At 64.5% G+C, this 26,550-nt stretch carries 22 protein-coding genes and 3 tRNA genes; 4 read left to right on the top strand and 21 right to left on the bottom strand.

Going from position 1 to position 26,550, the window contains the following annotated elements; all coding sequences use genetic code 11:
• Positions 1–13 precede the first annotated feature (13 nt).
• Positions 14–89 (bottom strand) — tRNA-Asn (locus NX780_RS23140).
• Between the two features lie 124 nt (positions 90–213).
• Between NX780_RS23140 and purT the strand changes: the two genes are divergently transcribed.
• The 3 genes from purT to NX780_RS23155 all read left to right on the top strand — a co-directional run bounded on the left by purT (position 214) and on the right by NX780_RS23155 (position 4,798).
• Positions 214–1,422: a formate-dependent phosphoribosylglycinamide formyltransferase gene (purT, locus tag NX780_RS23145; protein ID WP_258830249.1), complete on the top strand. Its 1,209-nt coding sequence runs from the start codon at positions 214–216 to the stop codon at positions 1,420–1,422.
• Between the two features lie 99 nt (positions 1,423–1,521).
• A complete protein-coding gene (locus NX780_RS23150) occupies positions 1,522–3,642 on the top strand; it encodes a TonB-dependent siderophore receptor (protein WP_258830250.1) in 2,121 nt (706 codons plus the stop codon).
• Positions 3,643–3,655: 13 nt separating this feature from the next.
• Positions 3,656–4,798, top strand: coding sequence for a PepSY-associated TM helix domain-containing protein (locus tag NX780_RS23155; protein ID WP_258830251.1), 1,143 nt, complete (start codon positions 3,656–3,658; stop codon positions 4,796–4,798).
• A gap of 52 nt (positions 4,799–4,850) precedes the next feature.
• On the opposite strand, the gene NX780_RS23160 is transcribed toward NX780_RS23155, so the two are convergent.
• From NX780_RS23160 to NX780_RS23175, 4 genes are all read right to left on the bottom strand, one after another.
• Positions 4,851–4,926 (bottom strand) — tRNA-Asn (locus NX780_RS23160).
• 68 nt (positions 4,927–4,994) lie between these two features.
• Positions 4,995–5,753: an alpha/beta fold hydrolase gene (locus tag NX780_RS23165; RefSeq protein WP_258830252.1), complete on the bottom strand. Its 759-nt coding sequence runs from the start codon at positions 5,751–5,753 to the stop codon at positions 4,995–4,997.
• A 122-nt stretch (positions 5,754–5,875) separates the two neighbouring features.
• Positions 5,876–5,951: transfer RNA gene (locus NX780_RS23170), tRNA-Asn, on the bottom strand.
• A 115-nt stretch (positions 5,952–6,066) separates the two neighbouring features.
• Positions 6,067–7,278 (bottom strand): amino acid aminotransferase, encoded by a 1,212-nt coding sequence (locus NX780_RS23175; protein WP_258830253.1) that lies wholly within the window; start codon positions 7,276–7,278, stop codon positions 6,067–6,069.
• Between the two features lie 105 nt (positions 7,279–7,383).
• On the opposite strand from NX780_RS23175, the gene uvrB reads away from it, so the two are divergent.
• Positions 7,384–9,480 carry an excinuclease ABC subunit UvrB gene (uvrB, locus tag NX780_RS23180; protein WP_258830254.1) on the top strand — a complete coding sequence of 699 codons (2,097 nt, stop codon included), beginning with the start codon at positions 7,384–7,386 and terminating at the stop codon, positions 9,478–9,480.
• A gap of 115 nt (positions 9,481–9,595) precedes the next feature.
• On the opposite strand, the gene NX780_RS23185 is transcribed toward uvrB, so the two are convergent.
• The 16 genes from NX780_RS23185 to hisS form a co-directional block, all read right to left on the bottom strand.
• A complete protein-coding gene (locus NX780_RS23185) occupies positions 9,596–10,348 on the bottom strand; it encodes a DUF6090 family protein (RefSeq protein ID WP_258830255.1) in 753 nt (250 codons plus the stop codon).
• Positions 10,349–10,423: 75 nt separating this feature from the next.
• The gene (locus NX780_RS23190; RefSeq protein ID WP_258830256.1) at positions 10,424–10,888 is read right to left on the bottom strand and encodes an RES family NAD+ phosphorylase; all 465 of its coding nucleotides are present in this window, start codon (positions 10,886–10,888) and stop codon (positions 10,424–10,426) included.
• A 73-nt stretch (positions 10,889–10,961) separates the two neighbouring features.
• On the bottom strand, positions 10,962–12,977 hold the full coding sequence (locus NX780_RS23195) for a hybrid sensor histidine kinase/response regulator (RefSeq protein ID WP_258830257.1): 2,016 nt from the start codon (positions 12,975–12,977) through the stop codon (positions 10,962–10,964).
• A 91-nt stretch (positions 12,978–13,068) separates the two neighbouring features.
• Entirely contained in the window at positions 13,069–13,665 is a 597-nt protein-coding gene (locus NX780_RS23200; protein ID WP_258830258.1) for a MarC family protein, read from the bottom strand.
• Between the two features lie 160 nt (positions 13,666–13,825).
• A complete protein-coding gene (locus NX780_RS23205; RefSeq protein ID WP_258830259.1) occupies positions 13,826–14,293 on the bottom strand; it encodes an Lrp/AsnC family transcriptional regulator in 468 nt (155 codons plus the stop codon).
• Positions 14,294–14,587: 294 nt separating this feature from the next.
• Positions 14,588–15,127, bottom strand: coding sequence for a phosphoribosyltransferase (locus tag NX780_RS23210; protein ID WP_258830260.1), 540 nt, complete (start codon positions 15,125–15,127; stop codon positions 14,588–14,590).
• Between the two features lie 32 nt (positions 15,128–15,159).
• On the bottom strand, positions 15,160–16,476 hold the full coding sequence (locus NX780_RS23215) for an adenylosuccinate synthase (protein WP_258830261.1): 1,317 nt from the start codon (positions 16,474–16,476) through the stop codon (positions 15,160–15,162).
• 3 nt (positions 16,477–16,479) lie between these two features.
• On the bottom strand, positions 16,480–17,634 hold the full coding sequence (locus NX780_RS23220) for an ATP phosphoribosyltransferase regulatory subunit (RefSeq protein WP_258830262.1): 1,155 nt from the start codon (positions 17,632–17,634) through the stop codon (positions 16,480–16,482).
• Positions 17,635–17,938: 304 nt separating this feature from the next.
• Positions 17,939–18,811: a protease modulator HflC gene (hflC, locus tag NX780_RS23225; RefSeq protein ID WP_258830263.1), complete on the bottom strand. Its 873-nt coding sequence runs from the start codon at positions 18,809–18,811 to the stop codon at positions 17,939–17,941.
• Positions 18,811–20,106, bottom strand: a complete 1,296-nt coding sequence (gene hflK, locus NX780_RS23230) for an FtsH protease activity modulator HflK (protein WP_258830264.1) — start codon at positions 20,104–20,106, stop codon at positions 18,811–18,813. Before hflK ends, hflC begins: the two co-directional genes overlap by 1 nt.
• A 3-nt stretch (positions 20,107–20,109) precedes the next feature.
• Positions 20,110–21,309: a GTPase HflX gene (hflX, locus tag NX780_RS23235; protein WP_258830276.1), complete on the bottom strand. Its 1,200-nt coding sequence runs from the start codon at positions 21,307–21,309 to the stop codon at positions 20,110–20,112.
• A 32-nt stretch (positions 21,310–21,341) separates the two neighbouring features.
• Complete coding sequence (gene hfq / locus NX780_RS23240; protein ID WP_026354376.1) at positions 21,342–21,578, bottom strand: RNA chaperone Hfq; 237 nt, start codon at positions 21,576–21,578, stop codon at positions 21,342–21,344.
• 140 nt (positions 21,579–21,718) lie between these two features.
• On the bottom strand, positions 21,719–23,062 hold the full coding sequence (der, locus tag NX780_RS23245) for a ribosome biogenesis GTPase Der (RefSeq protein ID WP_258830265.1): 1,344 nt from the start codon (positions 23,060–23,062) through the stop codon (positions 21,719–21,721).
• A gap of 9 nt (positions 23,063–23,071) precedes the next feature.
• Positions 23,072–24,244 carry an outer membrane protein assembly factor BamB gene (bamB, locus tag NX780_RS23250; protein WP_258830266.1) on the bottom strand — a complete coding sequence of 391 codons (1,173 nt, stop codon included), beginning with the start codon at positions 24,242–24,244 and terminating at the stop codon, positions 23,072–23,074.
• 85 nt (positions 24,245–24,329) lie between these two features.
• Positions 24,330–25,007: a YfgM family protein gene (locus NX780_RS23255; RefSeq protein WP_258830267.1), complete on the bottom strand. Its 678-nt coding sequence runs from the start codon at positions 25,005–25,007 to the stop codon at positions 24,330–24,332.
• Positions 25,008–25,053: 46 nt separating this feature from the next.
• Positions 25,054–26,412, bottom strand: coding sequence for a histidine--tRNA ligase (gene hisS, locus NX780_RS23260; RefSeq protein ID WP_258830268.1), 1,359 nt, complete (start codon positions 26,410–26,412; stop codon positions 25,054–25,056).
• Positions 26,413–26,550: the final 138 nt, after the last annotated feature.

Genomic DNA, 26,550 nt, shown 5'->3' on the forward strand with positions numbered 1-26,550 from the left:
GCCCTTCGTATTCTGGCTCCCCGACCTGGACTCGAACCAGGGACCTGCGGATTAACAGTCCGTCGCTCTACCGACTGAGCTATCAGGGAAAGGAGGCCGCATTATAGCGGCCGATTCCGGATTTGACCAGTGCTTCGCATAAACAGCCGCCCGCCAGCGCCATCGATGACGCTTTGCTATAGTTCGCACCTCCTCCAATCACCTGTAATTCCCATGACGACCGCACGCACTCTCGGCACGCCCCTCTCCCCTTCCGCCACCAAGGTCATGCTGCTCGGCTCGGGCGAGCTGGGCAAGGAAGTGATCATCGCCCTGCAGCGCCTGGGCGTGGAAACCATCGCGGTCGACCGCTATCCGAACGCCCCGGGCCACCAGGTCGCGCACCGCGCCCACGTGGTCGACATGACCAATGGCGAGGCCCTGTCCGCCCTGATCGCGCTCGAGAAGCCCGACCTGGTCGTGCCCGAGATCGAGGCCATCGCCACCGAGACCCTGGTCGCGCTGGAAGAAGCCGGCCGCATCACCTGCATCCCGACCGCGCGCGCGGCCCTGCTCACCATGAACCGCGAAGGCATCCGCCGCCTGGCCGCCGAGGAACTCGGCCTGCCGACCTCGCCCTACCGCTTCGCCAGCAGCCTGGAAGAACTGGAACAGGCCTGCGCCGAAGTCGGCTTCCCCTGCGTGGTCAAGCCGGTGATGTCCTCGTCCGGCAAGGGCCAGTCCAAGCTCGACGCGGCTGGCGATGTGGCGCAGGCCTGGGAATACGCCGCCAGCGGCAGCCGGGTCGACGCCGGCCGCGTGATCGCGGAAGGCTTCATCGACTTCGACTACGAGATCACGCTGCTGACGGTGCGCTCGCTGGGCAGCAAGGGCGAGATCGAGACCAGTTTCTGCGAGCCGATCGGCCACAAGCAGGTGCAGGGCGACTACGTCGAATCCTGGCAGCCGCACCTGATGACCCCGGCGGCCCTGGCAAGCGCGCGCGACATCGCCGGCAAGGTCACCGCCAACCTGGGCGGCTGCGGCGTGTTCGGCGTCGAGCTCTTCGTGAAGGGCGACATGGTGTGGTTCTCGGAAGTGAGCCCGCGTCCGCACGACACCGGCATGGTGACGATGGCGAGCCAGGTGCAGAGCGAGTTCGAACTGCACGCCAAGGCCATCCTCGGCCTGCCGGTCGACGTCTCGCTGCGCGCACCGGGCGCCTCGGCCGTGATCTACGGCCAGCATGAAGCGGCAGGCATTGCCTTCGAAGGCGTGGCCGATGCGCTGCGCGTGCCGGGCGCCGAGCTGCGCCTGTTCGGCAAGCCGGAATCCTTCGCGCGGCGCCGCATGGGCGTGGCGCTGGCGACGGCTGTCGACGCCGACACCGCGCGCCAGCGTGCGCTGGAAGCGGCGTCACGCGTGAAACCGGTCATCCGTTAAGAAAACGGGGGGCGGCGCGGCCGCCCCTGTCGGGTTGACTTATTTTTCTGCTGAATTGATAATCGTTCTCATTATCATTCGCTTTAAGAATAAGAAACCATGTCGACCTCTACCGTCATGCGACGCAGCCTGCTGGCCCTGCTCGTTCTGTCCACCCTCCCTCCCCTCGCCAGCGCCCAGGATTCCCCTGACACTGCGCAAGTCCACGTGACCGCCACCGGCTACCGCACCACCGGCACCAAGTCGGACCTGAAGCCGCTCGAGTCACCGATGAGCTACGAGATCTACGACAACGAACTGCTCGGCAGCCGCCAGGCCGACAGCGTCAACGAGGCGCTGCGCTACGTGCCCGGCGTGACGCCGGAAAGCCGCCCGACGGTGACGATCTTCGACCAGTACACGATCCGCGGCTTCGAGAGCTACCGCAACTACTACGACGGCCTGCCCCTGCAGTACGACACCCTCTGGAACCTGGTGCCGCAGGTGGACGCCTTCGCCACCGAAAGCGTCGAGATCCTGAAGGGTCCGACCTCGGTGCTCTACGGCTCCGCGCCGCCGGGCGGCATGGTGAACCAGACCGCCAAGCAGCCGCGCTCAGGTCTGAAAACCCCAGAGACCAATATCCGCGCCCGCATCGGCACCAACGCCCTGCGCGAGCTGGCCGTGGACAGCACCGGTCCGCTGTCGCGCGACGTCGACTACCGCGTGGTCGCCCTCGCGCGCGAACGCGACGGCCAGCAGGTGACGACCGAGGAAGAGCGCCGCCTGCTCAACCCCTCGCTCACCTGGCGCATCAGCCCGTCCACGCGCCTGAACCTGAACGTCTATTACCAGAACGATCCCGCCCTGATTCCGTCGACGCCGCTGCCGGCGCTCGGCACCCTGCAGCGTGCGCCGTATGGCTTCCTGCCGTCCGACACCTTCGCGGGCGACGCCAACTGGTCCGGCATGGAGCGTGAAGTGACGATGGCGGGCTGGAAGTTCGAACACGCCTTCAACGACAGCGTGAGCTTCCTGCAGAACTTCCGCTACACCAAGGCCGACGGATTCCAGAAGAACACCTACAACCGAGGTCTGCTGCCGGACAATCGCACCCTCACCCGCGCCGCCTACTTCACGGACGAGAAGATGAACGGCTGGGTGGTCGACAACCAGCTGGCATGGCGCGTGAACACCGGTGCCTTCACGCACCGCATCCTGGCGGGCGTCGACTACCAGAAGCTGCGCACGCGCGTGGGCTACGGCGACACGCTCACGACCGACACGCCGACAATCGACCTGGGCGCGCCGAACCACTATCTGTTCGACGTCTCCCGCCTGCCCTTCGACTTCTACACCGAACGCCACGCGATCCGCCAGTCGCAGCTGGGCTTCTACCTGCAGGACGAGGTGCGCGTGGGCGCCCTGACCCTGATCGGCGGCCTGCGCCGCGACCGCTACCGCAGCCTCGACGACAATGCCTCGACCTATGACGGCTTCCCTTCGACCAGCTCCACCGCCATCGCCCAGCGCAAGACCAGCGGCCGCATCGCCGCGATCTACCAGATCGGCAATGGCTTCGCGCCCTACATCAACTACTCGACTTCCTTCGAGCCGACGTCGGGCGTCGACTCCGTCACCGGCGCAGCCTTCAAGCCGACCACGGCGAAGCAGATCGAAGGCGGCATCAAGTACAAGTCGCCAGATAGCCGCACCCAGCTGACGGCGGCGGTCTTCGACATCCGCAAGCAGAACGTGGTCGTGAACACGCCGACCTTCAACCAGTACACGCAGAACGGAGAGGTGCGTTCGCGCGGCGCGGAGCTGTCGTGGAACCAGGCGCTCACCGACCAACTCGACTTCACGCTCGGCCTGACGAAGCTCGACATGGAAGTCACAAAGAACGAGCTCGACAAATCCCTGGTCGGCAAGACCCCGGTCTGGGTCGCCGACAAGCAGGCTTCGCTGTGGCTGAACTATTCGCCGATCGACGCACTCGATCTGAGCGCCGGCGTGCGCTACGTGGGCGAGAGCCAGATGGACGCGGCCAACACCGGCATGGTGCCTTCGTACACCGTGTTCGACGCCGCCGCGATGGTCAGGCTGAACAAGACCTGGCGCGTGGGCCTCACCGCCAGCAACTTGGGCGACAAGCGCTACGTCGGCGCCTGCTTCGACGCGAACAACTGCTGGATGGGCGCCGAGCGCAGCGTCGAGCTGACCCTGCACGCATCGTTCTGACCGGAGTCCTGCCATGAACTTCCGCGCCTGGTACCTCGTCCACAAGTGGACCAGCCTGGTCTCCACGCTGTTCCTCCTGATGTTGTGCGTGACCGGCCTACCCCTGATCTTCTCGCACGAGATCGCGCACCTCACGGGCGCCAGCGTCGAGCCGCCCAAGCTCGCCGCGGAGCCGGGCGCGCCGGCCAGCATCGACGCCATCGTCGCGGATGCGCAGAAGCGCCGCCCGCAGGACGTGCCGCAGTTCCTGGTGGCCGAAGCCGACGAGCCGGAACTGGTCTACGTGCGCATGGCCGAGAAGGTGGACTCGGAAGGCCTTACCGCCTTCTACACCTACGACACGCGCACCGGTGAGTTCCTCAGCGAATACCCGCTGGGCCAGGGCTTCATGGACCTGATGCTGCGACTGCATACCGACATGTACCTGGGCCTGGGCGGCACGCTCTTCCTCGGCTTCATGGGCCTGCTGCTGGGCGCTTCGATCGTGTCGGGCATCTACGTCTACGGCCCCTACATGAAGAAGCTGCGCTTCGGGACCGTCCGGCGCGACCGCGCGACCCGCCTGAAATGGCTGGACCAGCACAACCTGCTCGGCATGGTGACCTTGGTGTGGCTGCTGGTGGTGGGCATCACCGGCACCATCAATGCGCTGAACCGGCCGATCTTCGCGGCCTGGCAGGCGACCGAACTGGCGGCGCTGGCGGCGCCCTATCGCGACGTGCCGCCCGTGACGGGTTTCGTATCGGCCGACGCGGCAGTCAAGGCAGCGCGGCAGGCGCATCCGGATAAATCGCTCAGCTTCATGGCCTATCCGGGCAACGGCTTCGCCACCCCGCAGCATTTCGTGGCTTTCATGAACGGGAATACGCCGCTGACCTCGAAGCTGCTGTCGATCGCGGTGATCGATGCGCGCACGGCGCAGGTGGTGGCCAGCGGCGAGATGCCCTGGTACGTGTCGACATTGATGCTGTCGCAGCCGCTGCACTTCGGCGACTACGGCGGGATGGCGCTCAAGCTGCTGTGGGCGCTGCTGGATGTGCTCAGCATCGTGGTGCTGTGGAGCGGGCTGGTGCTGTGGTGGAAGCGGAGGAATGTGACGGCGGAGCAGAAGCTGGCGTCGTTGCAGGGAGCGCCAGTGGCCGTGGCAGCCGAGTGAACAGGCGCTGAAACGAAAAAGGCCGCATCTCACGATGCGGCCTTTTGAATTCTGGCTCCCCGACCTGGACTCGAACCAGGGACCTGCGGATTAACAGTCCGTCGCTCTACCGACTGAGCTATCAGGGATTAGAGGCCGTATTATAGCAGCGCTTTTCGATTTCGCGAATACCTGAGCTAGCGAAAGGCAACATTACTTACCGAGGCACACGCGCGATGAGCTTCTTCAGCTCATCCAGCACCAGCTGCGGCTCCGTCATCTGCGGAAAGTGCGCACTCCCCTTCGCGATCACCCGCTCGCCCAGCGGCGACAGCCGCGCCAGCCCCTCCTGGTTGCGCGCACGCTCCTCAACCGAGGCAGTCGACACCATCCAGCGCGGCAGCCGCTTGCCACCCGACAGTACGGTGACCGGAATCGGCGGGAAAGCCGGCGCCTCCGCGATCTCGGCCACGGTCTCTTCCTCGTTGCTGATCTCGTCATTCGGATCCGGCGGCGACACGCGATCGAGCAGGCCCGCCACCGCGCGCTGCATGGCCGAGCGGTACTGCTTCAGGTTCGCCACGTCGTCGGGCGCCGTCGCCTCGAGGAAGAGCACGCCGCAGGTATCTTCGGAATACACGCGCGCAAACAGATTCGCATGCAGGCCACCGAAGGAATGCGCGACCAGCAGGAATGGCGGCTTCGCGCCGATCTCACGTAGCAGTCCACGCAACTGCATCACGACCGTGGTGCCCAGCTGCGCCTCCTTGGGGCGGGGACTCGCGCCAACGCCGGGCCGGTCATAGCTCACCACGGTGCCGAGCGACTCGATCTCGGGATACAGCTTGTGCCAGCCTTCCAGCGGCCCGCCCGAGCCATTGATCATCACGATGGTCGGGCTGCCCTCCCCGGAGAGCGAGAAGCGCAAGACCTGGCCACCGACGGCAATGCTTTTGCTCTTTGGTAAATGCTTCACGATGCGTCCTGATGAGATAAATGTTGCCAGCCTACTAGCTGTGCACGCCAACAGGCAAGTTCAAGATGCCACCGAAGCAAAAACAAAAAGGCCACATCTTGCGATGTGGCCTTCTGGAATTCTGGCTCCCCGACCTGGACTCGAACCAGGGACCTGCGGATTAACAGTCCGTCGCTCTACCGACTGAGCTATCAGGGAATTGATGACAGCATTATATGTTTGCAGTGACATGCTGTCAAATTCGAAGCATGCCGTGCAGCCATCTTTGCTGCTCTTCGGAATCGAGTTACCTCAGTTCCGAAGAGCCAAGATTTTAAAGAACTTTCGCGACGGCGTCAACGACGCGATCCAGATTGGTCGAGTTCAGCGCTGCCACGCAGATGCGGCCGGTGTCCACGGCGTAGATCGACTGTTCGCGCAGCTTGCCGACCTGCTCTTTCGTCAAGCCCGAGTACGAGAACATGCCCACCTGCTCGCGCACGAATTCGAAGTCGTGGCCCGGGGCCTTCTCTTTCAGCTTCTCGACCATCAGGTTGCGCATCTCCTTGATGCGCACGCGCATGCCTGCCAGTTCCTCTTCCCACAGCTGGCGCAGTTCCGGCGTCGAGAGCACCATCGCGACCACCTTGGCGGTATGGGTCGGCGGGTTCGAGTAGTTGGTGCGGATGACGCGCTTCAGTTGCGACAGCACGCGCGCCGCTTCTTCGGCGCTGGTCGCGACGATGGACAGCGCGCCCGCGCGCTCGCCGTACAGCGAGAACGATTTCGAGAACGAGTTCGACACCAGCAGCGGAATGCCCTTCTCGGCGAAGCGGCGCACCACGGCGCCGTCTTCGGCGATGCCGGCGCCGAAGCCCTGGTAGGCCATGTCGAGGAAGGGCACCAGGCCGCCGGCGATGACGGCATCGATCACCTGGGTCCACTGGTCCTGGCTCAGGTCGGCGCCGGTCGGGTTGTGGCAGCAGGCGTGCAGCACGACGATGGCGCCTTGCGGCATGTCTTTCAGTGCCGCCAGCATGCCCTCGAAATTCACGCCGTGGGTGGCCGCGTCGTAATAGGTGTAGTTGTTGACCACGAAGCCGGCGCTTTCGAACAGGGCGCGGTGGTTTTCCCAGCTCGGGTCGCTGATCCAGACCTCGGAATTCGGCGAGAAACGCTTGAGGAAATCGGCGCCCAGCTTGAGTGCGCCGGTGCCGCCCAGGGCCTGCACGGTGATCGCGCGCTTCTCTTGAATTACCGCGCTGTCGGCCCCAAATACCAGCTCTTGCACAGCTTTGTCGTACGCTGCCAGGCCTTCGATCGGCAGGTAGGTACGCGGAGCCGGCTGCTCCATCAGCTTCGCTTCCGCTTTCTGCACGCACTGCAGCAGAGGCACCTTGCCATTATCGTCATAGTAGACACCGACGCCCAGGTTGATCTTGGCCGGATTGGTGTCGGCGTTGAACGCTTCGGTGATGCCCAGGATCGGGTCGCGGGGCGCCATGTCGATGGCGCCGAAGAGGCTGGCGGAGGCTGTGGAAGTCATCGTGATAAACTGAGTTTGTCGGTGGGTTCGCAGCGGTTGTATAGACATAGACAGCAGTGCTGCACTGCGTCAAGTGGACTCCCATTCTAGCAAAGGTCTGAAAGTATGGCAGATTTATCCATCGCAAATGCCCCCGAGCCGACCGTGATCACTTACCCTGGGTCGCCCTTCAAGCTGCACCAGCCCTTCCCGCCCGCCGGCGACCAGCCGACCGCGATCGAAGGTCTCATCGAGGGCATCAACGACGGCCTGATGTACCAGACCCTGCTGGGTGTGACGGGCTCGGGCAAGACGTACACGATGGCGAACGTGATCGCGAAAGCGGGCCGTCCGGCCATCGTCTTCGCACCCAACAAAACGCTGGCGGCCCAGCTGTATGCGGAGTTCCGCGAATTCTTCCCGCAGAACGCGGTCGAGTATTTCGTCTCCTACTACGACTACTACCAGCCGGAAGCCTATGTGCCGCAGCGCGACCTGTTCATCGAAAAGGACTCGTCGATCAACGAGCACATCGAGCAGATGCGCCTGTCGTGCACGAAGTCGCTGATGGAGCGGCGCGACGTGGTCATCGTGGCCACCGTGTCCGCGATCTACGGTATCGGTAATCCGAACGAATACCATAAGATGATCCTGACCCTGCGCCACAAGGACAAGGTGGCACAGCGCGACATCATCGCGCGCCTGATCCAGATGCAGTACACGCGCAACGAGATGGACTTCTCGCGCGGCTCCTTCCGCGTGCGCGGCGACACCATCGACATCTTCCCGGCGGAGCACGCGGAACTGGCGATTCGCGTCGAGATGTTCGACGACGAGATCGAATCGCTGCAGCTGTTCGACCCGCTGACGGGCCGCGTGCGCCAGAAGATCCCGCGCTTCACGGTCTACCCGGGCTCGCACTACGTGACCCCGCGCAGCACGGTGCTGCGCGCGGTGGAATCGATCAAGGCCGAGCTGCGCGACCGCCTCGAATACTTCCGCAACGAAAACAAGCTGATCGAGGAACAGCGCCTCGAGCAGCGCACCCGTTTCGACCTCGAGATGCTGGCCGAGATCGGCTTCACCAAGGGCATCGAGAACTACTCGCGCCACCTGTCCGGCTCGATGCCGGGCGAACCGCCGCCGACCCTGATCGACTACCTGCCGAAGGACGCGATCATGTTCATGGACGAGTCGCACGTGATGATCGGCCAGCTCAACGCCATGTACAACGGCGACCGTTCGCGCAAGGTGAACCTGGTCGACTACGGCTTCCGCCTGCCTTCGGCGCTGGACAACCGGCCGCTGAAGTTCCAGGAGTTCGAGGGCAAGATGCGGCAGACCATCTTCGTCTCCGCGACGCCCGCCGAGTACGAGAAGGAAAAGGCCGACAACGTGGTCGAGCAGGTGGTGCGCCCCACCGGCCTGGTCGATCCGAAGGTCATCGTCAAGCCGGCGCGTTCGCAGGTGGAAGACCTGATGAGCGAGATCACCGACCGCATCGCCAGGGACGAGCGCGTGCTGGTGACAACGCTGACCAAGCGCATGGCCGAGCAGCTGACCGAATACCTGAGCGACCACGGCATCAAGGTGCGCTACCTGCACAGCGACATCGAGACCGTCGAGCGCGTGGAAATCCTGCGCGACCTGCGCCTCGGCACCTTCGACGTGGTGGTCGGCATCAACCTGCTGCGCGAGGGCCTGGACTTGCCGGAGGTGTCGCTGGTGGCGGTGCTGGACGCGGACAAGGAAGGCTTCCTGCGTTCCGAACGTAGCTTGATCCAGACCATCGGCCGCGCGGCGCGTAACCTGAACGGTGTCGCGATCCTCTACGCCGACCAGATGACGGACTCGATGAAGCGCGCGATCGACGAGACCGAGCGCCGCCGCGCCAAGCAGATCGCCTTCAACGAAGCGAACGGCATCACGCCGAAAGGTGTGCAGAAGAAGATCAAGGAGATGATCGACGGCGTCTACAGCAACGCCGCGCAGAAGGCCATGGTCGAAGGCGTCCGGGAAGATGCGGAAACGGCCAAGGTCGAGTCGATGAGCGAGAAGCAGATCAGCAAGGAGATCAAGCGCCTCGAGAAGCTCATGGTCGACCACGCCAAGAACCTCGAGTTCGAGAAGGCGGCGCAGGTGCGCGACCAGCTGCATGTGCTCAAACAGCAGGCCTTCGGGGCGCCGGGGGCGGACAACGTGGTGTCGATACTCGGCAAGTAAGAAGGTGCTTCTCGTAGGGTGGGCGGTCCTCCGCCCACGCGTTCAGGCAGCGCATGAACGGACGATACCTCTGCTCATCCGGGAGTTGAACGCGCGGTCGGCAGAGCCGACCACCCTACGCCTTCGTGGCCGTCGGCGTCGGCTGGTCCTTCAATTCGGGATACGCGGCTTCGATGGCCTTGACGATTGCCGTCGCCTGCTTGCGATAGCTCTCATAACGATCGAAAAGCTGTTCGGGCGCGATCATCTTTTTCACCAGGCGCTGACCTTTCGGCGACGTGAACAGCTTGAAGTGATCAGCCAGGCCGTCGCCTTCCAGCATCTCGTCCTGGTAGGCGCGCAGCTTGCCCTGCCTGGTTTCCCATCCGCCTTCCGACGAACGGATCTGGGGCAGCGCCATCTGGTACAGCTCGAAGATCTCGTCGAGCAGCGCCTGGTCTTCGATGTAGGCCATCTTGCCGCTGGAGCGGAACCCCTCGTAGCGGCTGGTGAACGGCCTGAAGTAATGGTTCGCATCGGACTCCGCGACGACCTTGGCGAACTTCTCGTCCGTCGGCATCTGCCTGGGATCGAGCGATGCCAGGTAGGTGAAGTTGGCGCTGAACCTGCGGTGATCCCGGATGAGCGTGTCGATCGACGCGATGTCGTTCTTCAGGTCCGTGCGCAGGCCGATGAGGAAGGCCTTCGCCTCCTGCTGCTGGTGGTGGTGCTCGCTCAGGCCGTGCAGCCAGATACTGAGCGTGACCGCGAACACGATCGTGAAGAATTCGATCGCGATCTCGCGCAGCTTGTGCTTGACGCTATGCTCCTTGCTCCCCGCCAGGCGAATGATGTTCTTGCCGTGCTTGATTACTTCCTGGTCTGCCATCTTCGATTCTTCAAGAAAATAAGATGGCGGGGACTATAAGCTATTCTTGGGCAAAGAGAAACATCTGCATGCGCTTCATGCAGGACGGTTGAACATCCGCGGATCGAAGCGGAACGAACGCGCGATGCTGAGCTTTACATCCGCATACGCCGGGTGCTCGGGATTGATGACCAGGTTCACGCCCTCCCCCACGATCACTGAGGGCACGCGCATGTAAAGGTGGTGGCACTTTTCCAGGAAGGACGTGCCGAAGCGCGCGGCGCTGCCGCCGTCGTCGAGGTCATCCCAGCCTTCCGGCAACTCCTCGCGCGCCACGTCCACGCCCAGTTCCGGATCGTCCGGCAGGTCGACCGCCACCAGCACCAGGTCGCGCTGGTCCGAATCCGTGTGCACGAATTTTTCGAGCACCGCCATCTCCGCCGTCATGGCCGTGTAGAGCGCCGCGCAGCCCTCGCTGTGCCAGTGCCCTCCGCTCTTGCGCGCCCCTTCGCAACTGCGATCGAGCGCCACGTCTTCTTCTGCGATTCTCCAGGTTCTCATGCGGCCGCATCTCCGATTGGTATTGGGACCAGCATACACCCGGGTCAAAGCCGGGGCGCGCACGGATGCGTGCTCAGCAGGCGGGGTCGCGCACCTGCGCGAGGATGCGCAGCAGTTCGGACAGGTCGGCCGGCTTGACCAGGTGGCGGTCGAAACCGGCCTCGTAGGCGCGGTCGCGGTCGTCGCTCTGGCCGTAGCCGGTCAGGGCCACCAGGGTCGCCTCCGCGGTCTCGGGCGAGGCGCGCAGGCGGCGCGCCAGTTCGTGGCCGTCGATGTCGGGCAGTCCGATATCGAGCAGCATGACTTCGGGCCGCTCGCGCAGCGCACGCGCGTAGCCGGTGGTGCCGTCGTACTCGACGCTCACCTGGTGGCCATGCGCCTCCAGCAAGGTGGCGAGCATCTGCGCCGCATCGGCGTTGTCGTCCACCACCAGCACGCGTACCGGCCCCGTGGCCGGGTGTGCCCTGCCGTCCGCGACCGCCATGGACGGGCCGTCCTGCAGCACCGGCAGGCGGATCGAGAACTCGCTGCCCTGGTTCAGGCCCGGGCTGCTTGCTCCCACCCGTCCGCCGTGCAGGGCCACCAGGCTTTTCACGAGGGCGAGGCCGATGCCGAGGCCACCCTGCGAGCGGTCGGGCGTGCGTTCGGCCTGCGTGAACAGGTCGAAAATATAGGGCAGCACCTGCGGGTCGATGCCCTGGCCGTTGTCGCACACGGCGATGACGGCTTCGTCGCCGTCGCGCCGCACGCGCAGGATGATGTGCCCGCCCGGCGGCGTGTACTTGGCGGCGTTGTTCAGGATGTTCGACACCACCTGCACCAGACGCGTGCGGTCGCCGCTCACGTGCAGCGGCTGCTTCGTCAGGTCGAGCGTCAGCTCGTGGCGCCGCGCATCCAGCAAGGGGCGTACCTGTTCGATGGCGCCATGCACGATGTCGGCCACGAGCAGCTCTTCCTTCTCGATGGTGGCGAGGCCCCGCGTGACGCGCGAGACATCGAGCAGGTCGTTCACCAGCGAGGTCATGTGTTCGGCCTGGCGCGCGATGATGTCGCTCGCGTGGCGCATGCGCTGCGGGTCCAGGTTCCCGCGCTGCAGGAGCTGGGCCGCGGTGGTGATCGGCGCCAGCGGGTTGCGCAGCTCGTGCGCCAGCATCGCCAGGAACTGGTCCTTCTGGCGGTTGGCGGCGCGCAGCTCGTCTTCCACGCGCTTCCTCACGGTGACGTCGCTGCCCTCCACGAAGATGCCCTCGACGTCGCCCTTCGGTCCGCGGATCGGCTGGTAGACGAAGTCGATGAAGCGCTCTTCCAGCGGGCCGCCGGGTGCGCGCTGCACGCGCAGGGGCACCGCATGGCCGACGAAGGGCTCGCCCGACTGGTAGACCTGGTCGAGCAGCTCGAAGAAGCCCTGTCCCGCCACCTCGGGAAGCGCTTCGCGCGCCGTCTTGCCGATCAGCTGGCGCCGGCCGATGAGCTGGAGGTAGGAATCATTGGTGATCTCGAAGACATGGTCCGGACCGCGCAACACGGCCAGGATGCCCGGCGCCTGCTCGAACAGGGTCATCAGGCGCTGGTTCTCTTCCTCGCGGTAGCGCTCGGCCAGCACCTCGCCGGTCATCTCGACGCAGGCGCAGAACATGCCCGCCACGTCGCCGTCCTCGTCGCGTACCGGGGAATATGAGAACCGGAACCAGGTGTCCTCGTCGTAGCCGTGGCGGTTCATGCGCAGCGGCAGGCGGTCCATATAGGTCGAGTCGCCCTTGAGGGCTCGCACGATCAGTGGGTGGATGTCGTCCCAGATCTCGCGCCAGATGTCATGGAAACGGCTGCCCAACGCCGCCGGATGCTTCTCGCCCAGGATCAGCGCATACGAGTCGTTGTACAGGAAGCCCAGCTCCGGCCCCCAGGCAACGAACATCGGGAACTTCGAATTGAGCATCAGGCCGACCGTGGTGCACAGGGCCTGCGGCCAGTTGCGCGGATGGCCGAGCGGCGACGTCGACCAGTCGTGCGCCCGCATCATCGCCCCCATCTGGCCGCCCCCGCTGAGGAAAGGCAGCCATTCGGAGGGGGTCGCGTGTTCGGTTTTCATGCTTCTGTGAGTGCGGCCTGTGCCGGTAGCTGTCATTTAGCCAAAAGTGTGCCAGAAACACGACGTTCACCACCACACCGCAGCGACAGCCTCACAGCGTCTTCACGAATTCGCGTATGCCGCCCAACAGCATCTCGACCGACATCGCCGTCAGGATCAGGCCCATCAGGCGCTCGAAGGCCGTCATGACCTGCGGGCCCAGCTTCTGCTGCAGGCGTTCGGCGCTCAGGAAGACGGCCAGCCAGACCACGCCCACTGCAGCCAACGCGGCAACGTGGACCATGGTGTCGACCAGGCTGCCCGAGCTGAACAGCAGCACGGTGGCCAGCGCCGAGGGGCCGGCCAGCGCGGGAATCGCCAGCGGCACGATGAAGGGTTCGCCATGCTCGCTGCGCCCGAGCACGCCGTCCGGATGCGGGAAGATCATGCGGATCGCGATCATCAGGAGAATCACGGCGCCGCCGATGCGCAGGGCGACCGGGCTCAGGTGCAGTGCCGCGAGGAAGTGCTGGCCGAAGAACATGAAGACCAGCAGCAGCAGGAAGGCAATCGCGCATTCGCGCACCACGATCTTGTTGCGGCGTTCGATCGGCACGTCCTTCAGCGCGGCGACGAAGATCGGGATATTGCCGAAGGGGTCGGTGACCAGGATGAGGAGGATGAAGGTCTGGAAGAAGCTTTGGGTCATGTTCTCGGTTCTTATTGTTGGGCTTGCCTAGACAGGCTGATGCATCTTACCAGAGGACGTAGGGTGGTCGGCTTCGCCGACCGCGCGTTCAACTCCCGCATGATCTGTTGCGCCGTTATTCATGATCTGGCTGAACGCGCGGACGGCAGAGCCGTCCACCCTACGGTTCGACGGAGTGCGTGCGTTTCAGGGTCCGCAACACGAAGGTCGAGCGGCTGTGCCTGATACCCGGGATTTTATAGAGGCGCTGGCGCAGGAAGCGCTCGTAACCCTCGGTACCGGCCACGGCCACCTTGATCAGGTAGTCGTAGTCGCCAGTGAGCAGGTTCGCTTCCATCACCTCGGGCAGCTTGGCCAGCTCTTCGCCGAAACGGATCAGCATGTCGTCGTCGTGGCGGTCCAGGGTCACCTCGATCAGGACCGTGTCCGGCAGGCCGAGGGCGCGCTGCGACAGGAGGGCGGCATAGCCTTCGATGAATCCGCCCTCCTCCAGTGCCCGCACGCGGTTCCAGCATGCCGTGGGCGACAGGTGCACGCTGACGGCTAGGTCCTGGTTGCTGATGCGCCCATCGGTGCGCAGAGTACGCAAGATCTTGCGGTCGATCTCATCCAGTTGACCGTCCTTCACGGCTGCCTCCGTCCCAGAATAGAAGATTTCACTACATTACCACGAAAACGTAGAAGACTCCTCTATATATCACCGAAGTCGGCGAAACTATGAAAGCACCTTTTTGCGCCCCGGCCTTACGATGGAAGGACTTTATCGAGTACTTCCCGCGCCGCCCCGAACCACCGCCACGACCGGTGCTGCATCGCGCGCCGCGGACGCCCCTTCACGAGAGAGGCCGCAGAAAGCAGAACGGGCAGGAAAGGTTCACACCTTCCCTGCCCGTTCTCTTTGCCTTTGCAGGCGTGAAGCGGATTACTTCTCGAACTTCTTCATCCACGCCGCCAGCTGGTGCGGACGCAGTCCGTCGTAGTCCTCGAACGGCTGGTGGATCCACGGATTGTGCGGCAGGTCCTGCAGGTGGTAGTCCGGCTTGAAGCTCGAGGTGCCTTTCACCCAGATGACGGCCGAACGCACTTCGGTGACGTCCGGGTAGTTCGTCTTCAGGTGCTCGCCGACCTTCTGCAGGGTGACGCCGGTGTCGGCCAGGTCATCGACCAGCAGGATGCGGCCGGCCAGCGGGCCCTTGGTCATCGTCATGTACTTGGCGATGTCCAGGTTGCCCTGCTTGGTACCGGCTTCTTCGCGGTAGGAGCTGGTCGACAGGATCGCCAGCGGCACGTCGAAGATGCGCGAGATCACGTCGCCCGGACGCACGCCGCCGCGCGCCAGGCACAGCACCATGTCGAACTTCCAGTTCGATTCGTACACTTGCAGCGCGAGGCGCTCGACCAGGCGGTTGTACTCGTCCCACGAAACCCAGAGGTCCTTGTCGGTCGATGCAGGGGTGTTCATTTCAGGTCAATCCTATCTTCTATTTTTATTGATCAGGCCGCGAACGGATGGCGCAGCACGATGGTTTCTTCGCGGTCCGGGCCGGTCGACACCATGTCGATCGGGATGCCGACCAGTTCTTCGATGCGCTTGATGTAGGCGCGGGCGTTGGCCGGCAGGTCTTCCATCGTCTTGGCGCCGACGGTGCTCTCCGTCCAGCCCGGCATTTCTTCGTAGACCGGCTGGCACAGCGCGGCTTCCTCGGCGCCGACCGGGAAGATATCGACGTCGCGGCCGTCGACCTTGTAGCCGGTGCACAGCTTGAGCGACTCGAGGCCGTCCAGCACGTCCAGCTTGGTCAGGCACATGCCGGTCACGCCGTTGATCTGGACCGAGCGGCGCAGCAGCGCGGCGTCGAACCAGCCGCAGCGGCGGGCGCGGCCGGTGACGGTGCCGAACTCGTGGCCCACGCGCGACAGGTGCTCGCCGACGCCCTGGTCGGTCGGCAGTTCGGCCGGGAACGGGCCCGAGCCGACGCGGGTGGTGTAGGCCTTGGTGATGCCCATGATGTAGTGCAGCATGCCCGGACCGACGCCGGCGCCGGCGGCGGCGTTGCCCGCCACGCAGTTCGACGAGGTGACGAAGGGATAGGTGCCGTGGTCGACGTCGAGCAGGGAACCTTGCGCGCCTTCGAACAGCAGGTTGCCGCCGGCCTTGTGCGCAGCGTACAGGGCCGAGGACACGTCGCCCACCATCGGACGCAGGCGCGGCACCAGGGCCATCGCGTCGTCGAAGGTCTGCTGGAAGTCGATCGCTTCGCCGCCCAGGTAGTTCACCAGCACGAAGTTGTGGTATTCCAGGTTTTCCTTGAGCTTCTCGGCGAAACGCTCTTCGTTGAGCATGTCGGCGATACGGATCGCGCGGCGCGCCACCTTGTCTTCATAGGCCGGGCCGATGCCCTTGCCGGTGGTGCCGATCTTGTTCTCGCCGCGCTTGGCTTCGCGTGCCTTGTCGATGGCGACGTGGTAAGGCAGGATGACCGGGCAGGCTTCCGAGATCTTCAGGCGCGAAGCGACTTCGACGCCGGCGGCTTGCAGCTTGTCGATCTCGCGCATCACGTCCGGGACGGACACGACGACGCCGTTGCCGATGTAGCAGGCCACGCCTTCGCGCATGATGCCCGACGGGATCAGCTGCAGCGCGGTCTTCTGGCCCTTGATCACGAGGGTGTGACCCGCGTTATGGCCGCCCTGGAAACGGACGACGCCGGCCGCATGGTCGGTCAGCCAGTCGACGATCTTGCCCTTACCTTCATCGCCCCACTGGGTGCCGATGACAACGACGTTCTTTGCCACGTTAGTATTTGACATCACTTAACCTAAGTTTTTGAGAATCCAATTTCCGTTTTCGAGGACGAGCACGCGGTCGCACTCGAACTCGTCCTGAACATTGTCGTGACCCGGCATGGACTGGATCACGACTTCGCCTGCCTTGCGCAGGTCAGCGATTTTTTCCTTCAGCTCCGGCGCATTGCCCCAGGGCGCGCGGATGGAATGCTTGCGCTCGGCCGTCGGCAGGAGCCGCGCCAGTTCGCGCAGGTCGAGCGAGAAGCCGGTCGCCGGACGCGCGCGTCCGAAGGCCTCGCCCACATGGTCGTAGCGGCCGCCGCGCGCCACCGCGTTCGGCAGGCCCGGCACGTAGAGCGCGAACATGGCGCCGCTTTCGTACTGGTAGCCGCGCAGGTCGGCCAGGTCGATCGCCACGTCCGCGCGCCCGATGGCGCCGGCAGCGAGCGCCGCCAGCTCGGCCAGCGCACGGGTGATGCCCGGCAGCGCCGGCAGCTCTTCTTTCGCACGCGCCAGCACCTCGACGTCGCCGTACAGGTGCGGCAGCGCCAGCAGCGCCTTGCGGGTGGCGGGTGCGTAATTCCGGGTGAACTCGTCCAGGCCCGGCGCATCCTTGGCGCGCAGCAGGCAGGTCAGTTGCGCTTCGTCGCGGCGCGCGGCCGGGTCTTCGGCGAGCAGGGCGCGCAGGATGCCGACGTGGCAGAGGTCAAGGCGCACTTCGTCGAAACCGGCCAGGGCCAGCGAGGCGAGCGCCAGTTCCTGGATCTCGGCGTCGGCTTCCAGGCCGGCGTGGCCATAGATCTCGCAGCCGATCTGGACCGGCTCGCGGGTGGCGTGCAGGCCCGAGGGGCGGGTGTGCAGCACGCTGCCGGCGTAGCACAGGCGGGTGACGGTGTCGCGGTTGAGCAGGTGGGCGTCGATGCGCGCCACCTGGGTGGTCATGTCGGCGCGCAGGCCCAGCAGGCGGCCGGAAATCTGGTCCACCACCTTGAAGGTGCGCAGCTCGGTGTCCTGCCCTGCCCCGGCCAGCAGCGACTCAACGTACTCGAGCAGCGGCGGCATCACCAGTTCATAGCCGTACAGGCGGAAGGTATCGAGCATCTTGCGGCGCAGATCCTCGATCTTGCGCGCCTCGGACGGCAAGACATCGGCGATATTTTCAGGCAGGAGCCAGTTCGGCATGGGCAGACAGCTAAGGAATTGTTTTCAAGAGCAACAGAACAAGCGCACAGACGTGCGGGCGCACGGTGCGAGCGCCGAATCGGCAATTTTACCCGAAAATGGGGAGACGTAGGACGGGGATGTTGGTTTGACAGCTCCGACGGGTTGCCAGAGTGCCATGTTGCAACAGTTGTATAGACGGATAACGTAGGGTGGTCGGCTTCGCCGACCGCGCGTTCAAGGACAGTATGCAGACCACGGAGCGGGCCGGGATACGTGGTTTGAACGCGCGGACGGCATAGCCAGCTAGGCGCCCCCGTCCACCCTACTTGGCGCCCGGCTGCCTGAAGTACTTGAAGAACTCCGAATTCGGATCCACCACCATCACGTCGCCGCGGTTCTTGAAGGTCGCGCGGTAGGCTTCCAGCGAGCGGTAGTACCTGGCGAATTCCGGGTTCTTGCCGAAGGATTCCGCATAGATCGCGGTCGCCTTCGCGTCACCGTCACCCTTGATCTTCTCGGCCTCGCGGAAGGCTTCGGCGATGATCACGGTGCGCTGGCGGTCTGCATCGGCGCGGATCTGTTCGGATTCGGCGGCGCCGGTCGAACGCAGTTCGTTGGCCACGCGCACGCGCTCGGCCTTCATGCGTTCGTACACCGAGTTATTGATCTGCTCGATGTAGTCGACGCGCTTGAGGCGCACGTCCACCACGCCGACGCCGATCTCCTTGGCTTCGGCCACGACCTTTTCCTTCACCGCATTCATGACGGCGCCGCGCTCGCCCGAGATCACTTCGCGCACGGTGCGCTTGGTGATTTCGTCGTTCAGGGCCGCCTTGATGATCTGCGACATGCGGTCGCGGGCGCGGCTTTCGTCGCCGCTGAAGGAGACGAAATACAGGCGCGGGTCGACGATGCGCCACTTGACGAAGGCATCCACCAGGATGTTCTTCTTCTCCGCCGTGATGAAGCGGTCGGCGTCGGGCGTATCGAGCGTGAGGATGCGCTTGTCCAGGTAGATCACGTTCTGGAACGGCGGCGGCAGCTTGAAGTGCAGGCCCGGCTCGGTGATCACGTCACGCACCTGGCCCAGGGCGAACACGATGGCGAAGCGGCGCTGGTCCACGACGAAGACGGTGGACGACAGCAGCATCAGGGCAATGAAGCCCGCCACAAATAAAGTTACGAGGCGGTTCATTAACGGCTCTCCCGATCACGTGAGGAATCGCGGCTGCGGCTGTCGCGATTGCGCACCGCATCCATGGCTTGCATGACGTCCGCCGGGGCGCCCGACTGCGGCACCGCCGGCACCTGCTGCGGGCCCGAACGGCTGCCCACGCCGTCGTTGCCGGCGTTCTGCTGCAGCAACTTGTCCAGCGGCAGGTAGATCATCGGATTGCCCGCGCGCGAATCCACCATCACCTTGCTGGTGCTGGAGAAGATCTGCTGCATGGTGTCGATGTACATGCGGTCGCGGGTGACTTGCGGGGCCTTCGCATAGGCGGCCACCACCTGGTCGAAGCGCGAGGCGTTGCCTAGCGCGTTCTCCACCACCATCGAGCGGTAGGCTTCGGCGTCCTGCTGCAGGCGGAAGGCCTGGCCGCGCGCCTGGGGGATCACCTGGTTGGCGTAGGCTTCGCCCTCGTTGCGGGCGCGGGCGCGGTCCTGGCCGGCCTTGACGGCGTCGTCGAAGGCTTCCTGCACCTGCTCCGGCGGCTGCACCGCCTGCATGGTCACGTTGGTGATCAGGGCGCCCAGGGCGTAGCGGTCGACGATCTGCTGCATCATCTGGTGCACGTCGGCGGCCACTTTCTCGCGGCCCTCGTAGAGCACGAAGTCCATCTTGCTCTTGCCCACCACTTCGCGGATGGCCGTTTCGGCGATCTGGCGCACGCTGTCGTCCTGGTCGCGGTTGTTGAACAGCCACTGGACCGGGTCTTTCAGGGTGTACTGGACCGCGAACTGGATGTCGATGATGTTCTCGTCATCCGTCAGCATCAGGGCTTCCTGCGGCTGTTTGTTGCGCACATTGGCACGGTAGCCGATCTCGGCGGTACGGATCTGCGAGACGTTGACGGTCTCGTGGGCCTGGATCGGATACGGCCAGCGCCAGTTGAAACCGGCGCCGGTCTTGTGGCTGAGCTTGCCGAAGGTGGTCACGACGCCGACCTGGCCTTCCTGGACGATGAAGGCGCCGCTCGCCAGCCAGATCAGGCCGACGATGACGGCCACGACGCCGGCGGTGATGCCGGCGCCGCTCGAGCCGCGGTAGGGACCGCCGCCGTCGCCGCCGCCATTGTTGCCATTGCCGCGCGCGCCGAACAGGCGGTTGAGGCGCGCATTGAAGTCGCGCCAGAGTTGATCGAGGTCCGGCGGGCCTTCACCCGGCCGGCGGCCCTCCTGGGCCTTGTGGTCACCCTGGGGTTTATGCCCCCAGCGTGGGTCGTTGAGCGACAGTTTGATGCCGCAACGCTTGAGTAAAGAAACGAGCATAGGCTAGTGGGGCCCGAATTGGGTGGAAGTTGGCATATTGTCGGCAGAACCGCCCAAGGAGCCGCCACCCGGCAGCTCGTCTTCGGCGAAGCCAGTGGCTTCGTCCTGCCCTTCGTTCGTATTGTTGTTGCCTCGCGCGGCCTTCGCTGCCTCGACGATGGCGTCGCGCAGCAAGTCCAGACCAGCGCCGCTATGGGCACTGATGAAAACGCGGCTGATCTTATCATACTCATCACGCTCGATCCCGGGCTCCAGCCCGGCCGCATCGATCTTGTTCCAGACCAGGATCTGGGGAACGTGATCGGCGCCGATCTCGCGCAGCACTTCGTTGACCTGCTCGATCTGCTCCATGCGTACCGGCGAATTGCCGTCGACCACGTGCAGCAGCAGGTCGGCGTGGATGGTCTCCTCCAGGGTGGCGCGGAACGCCGCCACCAGCTGGTGCGGCAGCTCGCGCACGAAGCCGACTGTGTCGGAGATCACCACCGACCCCACCTCGTCGCCCAGATACAGGCGGCGGCTGGTGGTGTCCAGGGTTGCGAACAGCTGGTTCGCAACATACACGCCGGCCTTGGTCAGCGTGTTGAACAGCGTCGACTTGCCGGCATTGGTATAGCCGACCAGCGAGACGGAAAAGGTCTGGTTGCGGCCGCGCTGGCGGCGCTGGGTCTCGTGCTGCTTGCGCAGCTTGGTCAGACGGGTGCGCAGCATCTTGACGCGCTCGCCGATGAGCCGGCGGTCGGTCTCGAGCTGGGTTTCACCGGGACCGCGCAGGCCGATACCGCCCTTCTGGCGTTCCAGGTGGGTCCAGCCGCGGATCAGGCGGGTGGCCAGGTGCTGCAGCTGCGCCAGCTCCACCTGCAGCTTGCCCTCGTGGCTCTGGGCGCGCTGGGCGAAGATGTCGAGGATCAGGCTGGTACGGTCGACCACCCGCACTTCCAGCCGGCGCTCGAGGTTGCGCTGCTGTGCCGGAGAAAGTGCGTGGTTGAAGATGACGATGTCGACCCCGTCCACCTTGCAGGCCATCTTGATTTCGTCGGCCTTGCCGCTGCCGACGAAATGGGCGGGATCGGGACTGCTGCGCTTGGCCGTGATCGTGGTGATCGGATCGGCGCCGGCGGAGCGCGCAAGCAGGGACAGCTCTTCCAGGCTGGCGGAAAAATCGCCAGTACCGAAGTCGATGCCGACCAGCGCTGCGCGCATGGAGGTGTTGCCGGGGGCGTCAGCCATCGGCCTTACTCGGCTTCGGAGTCGAGGTTAAGGTTGACGGCGCGAGCCGGGACGACGGTGGAAATGGCATGCTTGTAGACCATCTGGGTCACGGTATTACGAAGCAGGACGACGTACTGGTCGAAGGACTCGATATGGCCTTGCAGTTTGATGCCGTTGACCAGGTAGATGGAGACGGGGACGTGCTCCTTGCGCAAAGCGTTCAGGAATGGGTCTTGTAACAGTTGCCCTTTGTTGCTCATAACAGCTCCGTAATGTTGTTGTAGTTAAAAGTTTGTGGCGATTTGCCGATTTTCAAGTGCCTGGGCCACATTCCGCTGTGGCGAATGAAAGCCCTAAGCTACTGTAACCTGTTTCGCCAATTTTTGTCGTACTGCTACGCTTAACTCTGCTCCTTGGCAAATGGATTCTTCCCGGACTTGAACTCGATGCGCACCGGGGTGCCGACCAGGTTGAATGTGTCGCGGAAATGCTTTTCCAGGTAGCGCTTATAAGGGTCGCTGACGGCTTCCAGCGCATTGCCGTGAATGACGATGATGGGCGGGTTCTGGCCGCCCTGGTGAGCGTAGCGCATCTTCGGACGGACACTGCCCTTGCGCTTCGGCTCCTGCTTCTCGATCGCTTCCTGCAGCGCGCGCGTCAGGCGCGGGGTCGACAGGTTGGCGGTGGCGGCGGCGTAGGCCGAGTCCACCGACTTCATCAGCTGGCTGATGCCGGTGCCCTTCAGGGCCGAGACGAAGTGGGTCTTGGCGAACGACAGGAAATCCAGCTTGCGGTCGAGGTCCATCTTCACCTGGTCGCGCTGGTCCGACTGCAGGCCGTCCCATTTGTTGACGGCGACCACGAGCGCCCTGCCCGACTCCAGGATGAAGCCGGCGATGTGGGCGTCCTGCTCGGAAATATCCTGTTGAGCATCCAGGAGCAGGATGATCACGTTGGCGTCCGAGATCGACTGCATCGTCTTGATGACCGAGAACTTTTCGATGGCCTCGAAGATCTTGCCGCGGCGGCGGATGCCGGCGGTGTCGATCAGCGTGTACTTCTTGCCGTCGCGCTCGAAGGGCACTTCGATCGAGTCGCGGGTGGTGCCCGGCATGTCGAAGGCGATCACGCGCTGCTCGCCGACCAGGGTGTTGATCAGGGTCGACTTGCCCACGTTCGGGCGGCCGACGATGGCGATCTTGATGCCGTGGTCCGGGTGCTCCGGCTCGTTTTCCTCGTCCGGACGGTTTTCAAAAGCGAAGTCGAGCGCCTCGTTGACCAGGTCGTGCACGCCGTCGCCGTGGGCGGCCGAGATCACGTAGGGATCGCCCATGCCGAGTTCGTAGAAATCGGCGGTGACCGAGGTGTACTTCATGCCCTCGGACTTGTTGACCACGAGCATGACCTTGCGGCCCGTCTTGCGCAGGTAATCGGTGATGGTCTTGTCGTGCGGGGTCAGGCCCTGGCGGCCGTCGACGATGAACACGACGACGTCGGCTTCCGCCACCGCCTGGCGCGTCTGCTGCGCCATTTCGTGCATGATCCCCTCCTTGGCCACCGGTTCGAAACCGCCGGTGTCGATGACCAGGAAGGGGCGCTCGCCGATCCGGCCCTCGCCATAGTGGCGGTCGCGGGTGAGACCTGGGAGGTCGGCCACCAGCGCGTCGCGCGAACGGGTCAGGCGATTGAACAGGGTCGATTTCCCGACGTTGGGGCGACCTACGAGTGCGATTACCGGCTTCATGTATTTATTCTATTCGACCGCGATGGCGGTCACAGTTCCATTTTGTGTTTGAAAAATCAGGTGCGATCCGGCCACCACGGGGGTGCCGATGATCTGGCTGCCGTCGGTGGCGGCGCGCGCCAGGAAAGAGCCGTCTTCGCGCGACAGGAAGTGCACATAGCCCTGGTAGTCGCCGACGGCCACGGCGCGGCCGTAGGACACCGGGGTCGACAGGCGGCGGAAGGCCAGCTTGTCGTTCTTCCAGGCGTTCGCGCCCGTATCGCGGTTATAGGCGTACAGCGCGCCGTTCACGTCCGGGGCGAAGACGTAGAGCTGGTCGACGGCCACGCCGACGCTCGAGGACAGGTCGCGGGTCCAGCGCTGCGAGCCGCTCGCCGCTTCGAAGCAGCCCACGCGGCCCTGGTAGGACACGGCGCAGACGTCGGATTCGAACAGCACCGGGTTGCCGCCGATGTCGGTCACGCGCTCCAGTTCGGTGGCGCCGCGCGAGACACCCACTTCCAGGTCCCAGCGCGGCGCGCCGGTGGCCAGGATCAGGGCCGAGAGCTTGCCGGCCGGCTGGGCGACGATCACGTCGGTCCCCGTCGTCACCATGCCCGGCGCGGTGCGCAGGGTCAGCGGCGGCGAGGTGCGCTGGGTGGTCCACTTGGTCTGGCCGGTCTTGGCGTCGATGCCGACGATGCGGTTGTCCAGGCTGCGTGCGACGACGATGCCTTGTGCCACCACCGGCGAGGACAGCAGCTCGCTCGAGAGCTGGGCGTCCCACAGCTTCTTGCCGTCCATGTCGAAGGCCAGCAGCTTGCCCTTGTCGCCGCCGACGACGATCAGGTTGCCGTCGGTGCCGACGCCGCTGGAGAGCTCGGTGCCCGCCTTGATGCGCCACATCAGCTTGCCGGTGGCCGCTTCGACGCGGGCGATGTCGCCGCCGTTGCTGGCGACCACCACGGTGTTGCCGGCCAGCGCAGGCGAGAAGGTGAAGGCCCCGGCCTTGCCGATATCGAGCTTCCACGCGGTGCGCACGGCCATCGTGCCCTTCAGCTCGACGAGCGGGGCCGGCTGGTCGCCCTTCTCCTTGGACGAGAAAGGATTGAGCTTGCTGAGCGAGGACAGCTGCGGAACGCTCGAGCAGCCCGTCACCAGGGCCAGTACACCAACACCAACAAGTTTGCTGCTAATACGCATATTCTTTAACCTTGTTCCTGGACTGTAAAGGACGCAAAGCCCGCGCATACCTCAGCCGGCATGCGCGGGCCTTCAATCATGGGAGTTACGCGGCCGCTTTCGCTTCGCCGGCCTTCGCGTCTTTGTCCGCCGGCACGCTGCCGCCGATGGCTTCGAGCTTGACCTGGACCAGCTGGCGGCCCGGGTTTTCCTTCGCCATCGCGGCGTAGGCGGCGGTGTAGGCCTGGTGTGCTTCGGCCAGCTTGTTCTGCGCCACCAGCACGTCGCCCTTGCGGTCCGACACTTCGGCCGAGAAGGTCGCCGGATACTGCTCGTTCAGCAGCTTCATGGCCGCGTCATAGGACTTCTCGTCCAGCAGGACGCCGGCCAGGCGCAGCTTCGCGATGGCCTTGTACTCGTCGTTGCCGTGGTCGGCGGCCCACTGCAGCTGGGCCTTGGCGGTCTTCAGGTCGTTTGCCTCGAAGGCGGTCTTGGCGGCGCCCAGGGCGGCCATCTGCGCGTAGGCGGTGCCTTCGTACTTCTTCTGGATGTCGCCGGCGATGCGCTGGGCCTTGGCGTTGTCGTTCGCGGTCACGGCATTCTGCAGCTCGTCGTACAGCGCCGAGGCCTCGACGGCCTGGGTGCGCTTGTGCGAATTCCAGTAGTTGTAGCCGGCGTAGGAACCCAGCGCGATGATCAGCACCCACATGATGAGGTTGCCGAAGCGGGCCCAAAAGGCCTTGAAAGTCGCTATCTGTTCCTGTTCTTCGAGATCGTATGCCATGTTCTGCTCTGTTGTTCTGGTTGTGGGTGGATCGGTTGGGTACTGCTTACGGACGGTGGTGGTGGCCGTGTTCCGCGCAGTTCTCGTCGTCGCAGTCGTGATCGCCGCCGCCGATGATCTGGTCGACCACGTGGTCCACGAGCTCCTCGAAGGCGACGCTGGTCTGCTGCTGCTCGCCCGCTTCGCCGCGCATGGACTTCACCGCCGCCTGGCCCTTGGCCATCTCGTCTTCGCCGATGATGACGGCGAAGGCGGCGCCGCTGCCGTCGGCCTTCTTCATCTGGCTCTTGAAGCTGCCCGCGCCGGCCGGCGTTGCGCAATGTAACACAACATCCAGGCCGGCATCCCGCAGGCGCTCGGCCATGATGAAGGCCTGCAGCTGGGCCGCTTCGCCCTGGTGGACCATGTAGACGTCGCACTGCGCCGGGGCCTGCTGTTCGCCGAGGCCCTTCATCAGCTCGATGATGCGCTCCATGCCCATCGCGAAGCCGACCGCCGGCGTCGGCTTGCCGCCGAACTGCTCGATCAGCGGATCGTAGCGGCCGCCCGCGCAGATGGTGCCCTGCGAGCCCAGCTCGTCGGTGACCCATTCGAACACGGTGCGGTTGTAGTAGTCCAGGCCGCGCACCAGGCGCGGGTTGATGGTGTACTGCACGGCGTTGCGGTCGAGGATGTTCTTCAGGCCTTCTAGGTGTGCCAGCGATTCCTCGCCCAGGTAGTCCAGCAGCTTGGGCGCGCCGCCCACCATGTCCTGCATGGCAGGATTCTTGGTGTCGAGGATGCGCAGCGGATTGCTGTGCAGGCGGCGCTTGGCTTCCGCGTCGAGGATGTCCTCGTGCTTTTCCAGGTAGGCGATCAGGTCGGCGCGGTGGCGCAGGCGCTCGTCGGCGTTACCGATGGAGTTCAGTTCCAGGCGCACGTTCTGCAGGCCCAGGTCGTCCCACAGGCGGCGGCACAGCATGATCAGCTCGGCGTCGATGTCCGGGCCCGAGAAGCCCACGGCTTCGGCGCCGAACTGGAAGAACTGGCGGTAGCGGCCGCGCTGCGGACGCTCGTGGCGGAACATCGGGCCCTTGTACCACAGGCGCTTGGGGCCGTCGTAGACGAGGTTATGCTCGATGACGGCGCGCACGGCGCCGGCCGTGCCTTCCGGGCGCAGGGTCAGCTGGTCGCCGTTCATCGAATCCTCGAAGGAGTACATCTCCTTCTCGACGACGTCGGTGACGGCGCCGATGGCGCGCACGAACAGGGACGTATCCTCGACGATCGGGGTGACGATCTTCTGGTAGCCGTAGCTCTTGAGGATGGTCTCGGCGGTGTTCTCGAACAGCTCCCACATCGGTGCGTCTTGCGGGAGGATGTCGTTCATGCCTTTGACGGCGACGATTTTTTCTGGTTTGGACATGGCTATCTTTCTGTAGGGTGGTCGGCTCTGCCGACCGCGCGTTCAACTCACGGATGCGCTGTGGCAAAGCATGCCGGAGTTGAACGCGCGGAGTAAATTGGTCCAGTGGACCAATTTACGAGCCGTCCACCCAACGGT

It is taken from the genome of Massilia agri, assembly GCF_024753255.1.
Lineage (GTDB): Bacteria > Pseudomonadota > Gammaproteobacteria > Burkholderiales > Burkholderiaceae_D > Telluria > Telluria agri.

What these genes read in the sequence shown, in the direction of transcription:
- NX780_RS23220 (WP_258830262.1), bottom strand. Translation starts at nt 17,634, where the DNA reads ATGCCGAACTGGCTCCTGCCTGAAAATATCGCCGATGTCTTGCCGTCC.
- hflX (WP_258830276.1), bottom strand. Translation starts at nt 21,309, where the DNA reads ATGCGCGCAGCGCTGGTCGGCATCGACTTCGGTACTGGCGATTTTTCC.
- NX780_RS23155 (WP_258830251.1), top strand. Translation starts at nt 3,656, where the DNA reads ATGAACTTCCGCGCCTGGTACCTCGTCCACAAGTGGACCAGCCTGGTC.
- NX780_RS23200 (WP_258830258.1), bottom strand. Translation starts at nt 13,665, where the DNA reads ATGACCCAAAGCTTCTTCCAGACCTTCATCCTCCTCATCCTGGTCACC.
- purT (WP_258830249.1), top strand. Translation starts at nt 214, where the DNA reads ATGACGACCGCACGCACTCTCGGCACGCCCCTCTCCCCTTCCGCCACC.
- NX780_RS23185 (WP_258830255.1), bottom strand. Translation starts at nt 10,348, where the DNA reads ATGGCAGACCAGGAAGTAATCAAGCACGGCAAGAACATCATTCGCCTG.
- NX780_RS23255 (WP_258830267.1), bottom strand. Translation starts at nt 25,007, where the DNA reads ATGGCATACGATCTCGAAGAACAGGAACAGATAGCGACTTTCAAGGCC.
- NX780_RS23215 (WP_258830261.1), bottom strand. Translation starts at nt 16,476, where the DNA reads ATGTCAAATACTAACGTGGCAAAGAACGTCGTTGTCATCGGCACCCAG.
- NX780_RS23210 (WP_258830260.1), bottom strand. Translation starts at nt 15,127, where the DNA reads ATGAACACCCCTGCATCGACCGACAAGGACCTCTGGGTTTCGTGGGAC.
- NX780_RS23175 (WP_258830253.1), bottom strand. Translation starts at nt 7,278, where the DNA reads ATGACTTCCACAGCCTCCGCCAGCCTCTTCGGCGCCATCGACATGGCG.
- der (WP_258830265.1), bottom strand. Translation starts at nt 23,062, where the DNA reads ATGAAGCCGGTAATCGCACTCGTAGGTCGCCCCAACGTCGGGAAATCG.
- hflK (WP_258830264.1), bottom strand. Translation starts at nt 20,106, where the DNA reads ATGCTCGTTTCTTTACTCAAGCGTTGCGGCATCAAACTGTCGCTCAAC.
- hfq (WP_026354376.1), bottom strand. Translation starts at nt 21,578, where the DNA reads ATGAGCAACAAAGGGCAACTGTTACAAGACCCATTCCTGAACGCTTTG.
- NX780_RS23190 (WP_258830256.1), bottom strand. Translation starts at nt 10,888, where the DNA reads ATGAGAACCTGGAGAATCGCAGAAGAAGACGTGGCGCTCGATCGCAGT.
- NX780_RS23150 (WP_258830250.1), top strand. Translation starts at nt 1,522, where the DNA reads ATGTCGACCTCTACCGTCATGCGACGCAGCCTGCTGGCCCTGCTCGTT.
- uvrB (WP_258830254.1), top strand. Translation starts at nt 7,384, where the DNA reads ATGGCAGATTTATCCATCGCAAATGCCCCCGAGCCGACCGTGATCACT.
- NX780_RS23195 (WP_258830257.1), bottom strand. Translation starts at nt 12,977, where the DNA reads ATGAAAACCGAACACGCGACCCCCTCCGAATGGCTGCCTTTCCTCAGC.
- hflC (WP_258830263.1), bottom strand. Translation starts at nt 18,811, where the DNA reads ATGAACCGCCTCGTAACTTTATTTGTGGCGGGCTTCATTGCCCTGATG.
- hisS (WP_258830268.1), bottom strand. Translation starts at nt 26,412, where the DNA reads ATGTCCAAACCAGAAAAAATCGTCGCCGTCAAAGGCATGAACGACATC.
- bamB (WP_258830266.1), bottom strand. Translation starts at nt 24,244, where the DNA reads ATGCGTATTAGCAGCAAACTTGTTGGTGTTGGTGTACTGGCCCTGGTG.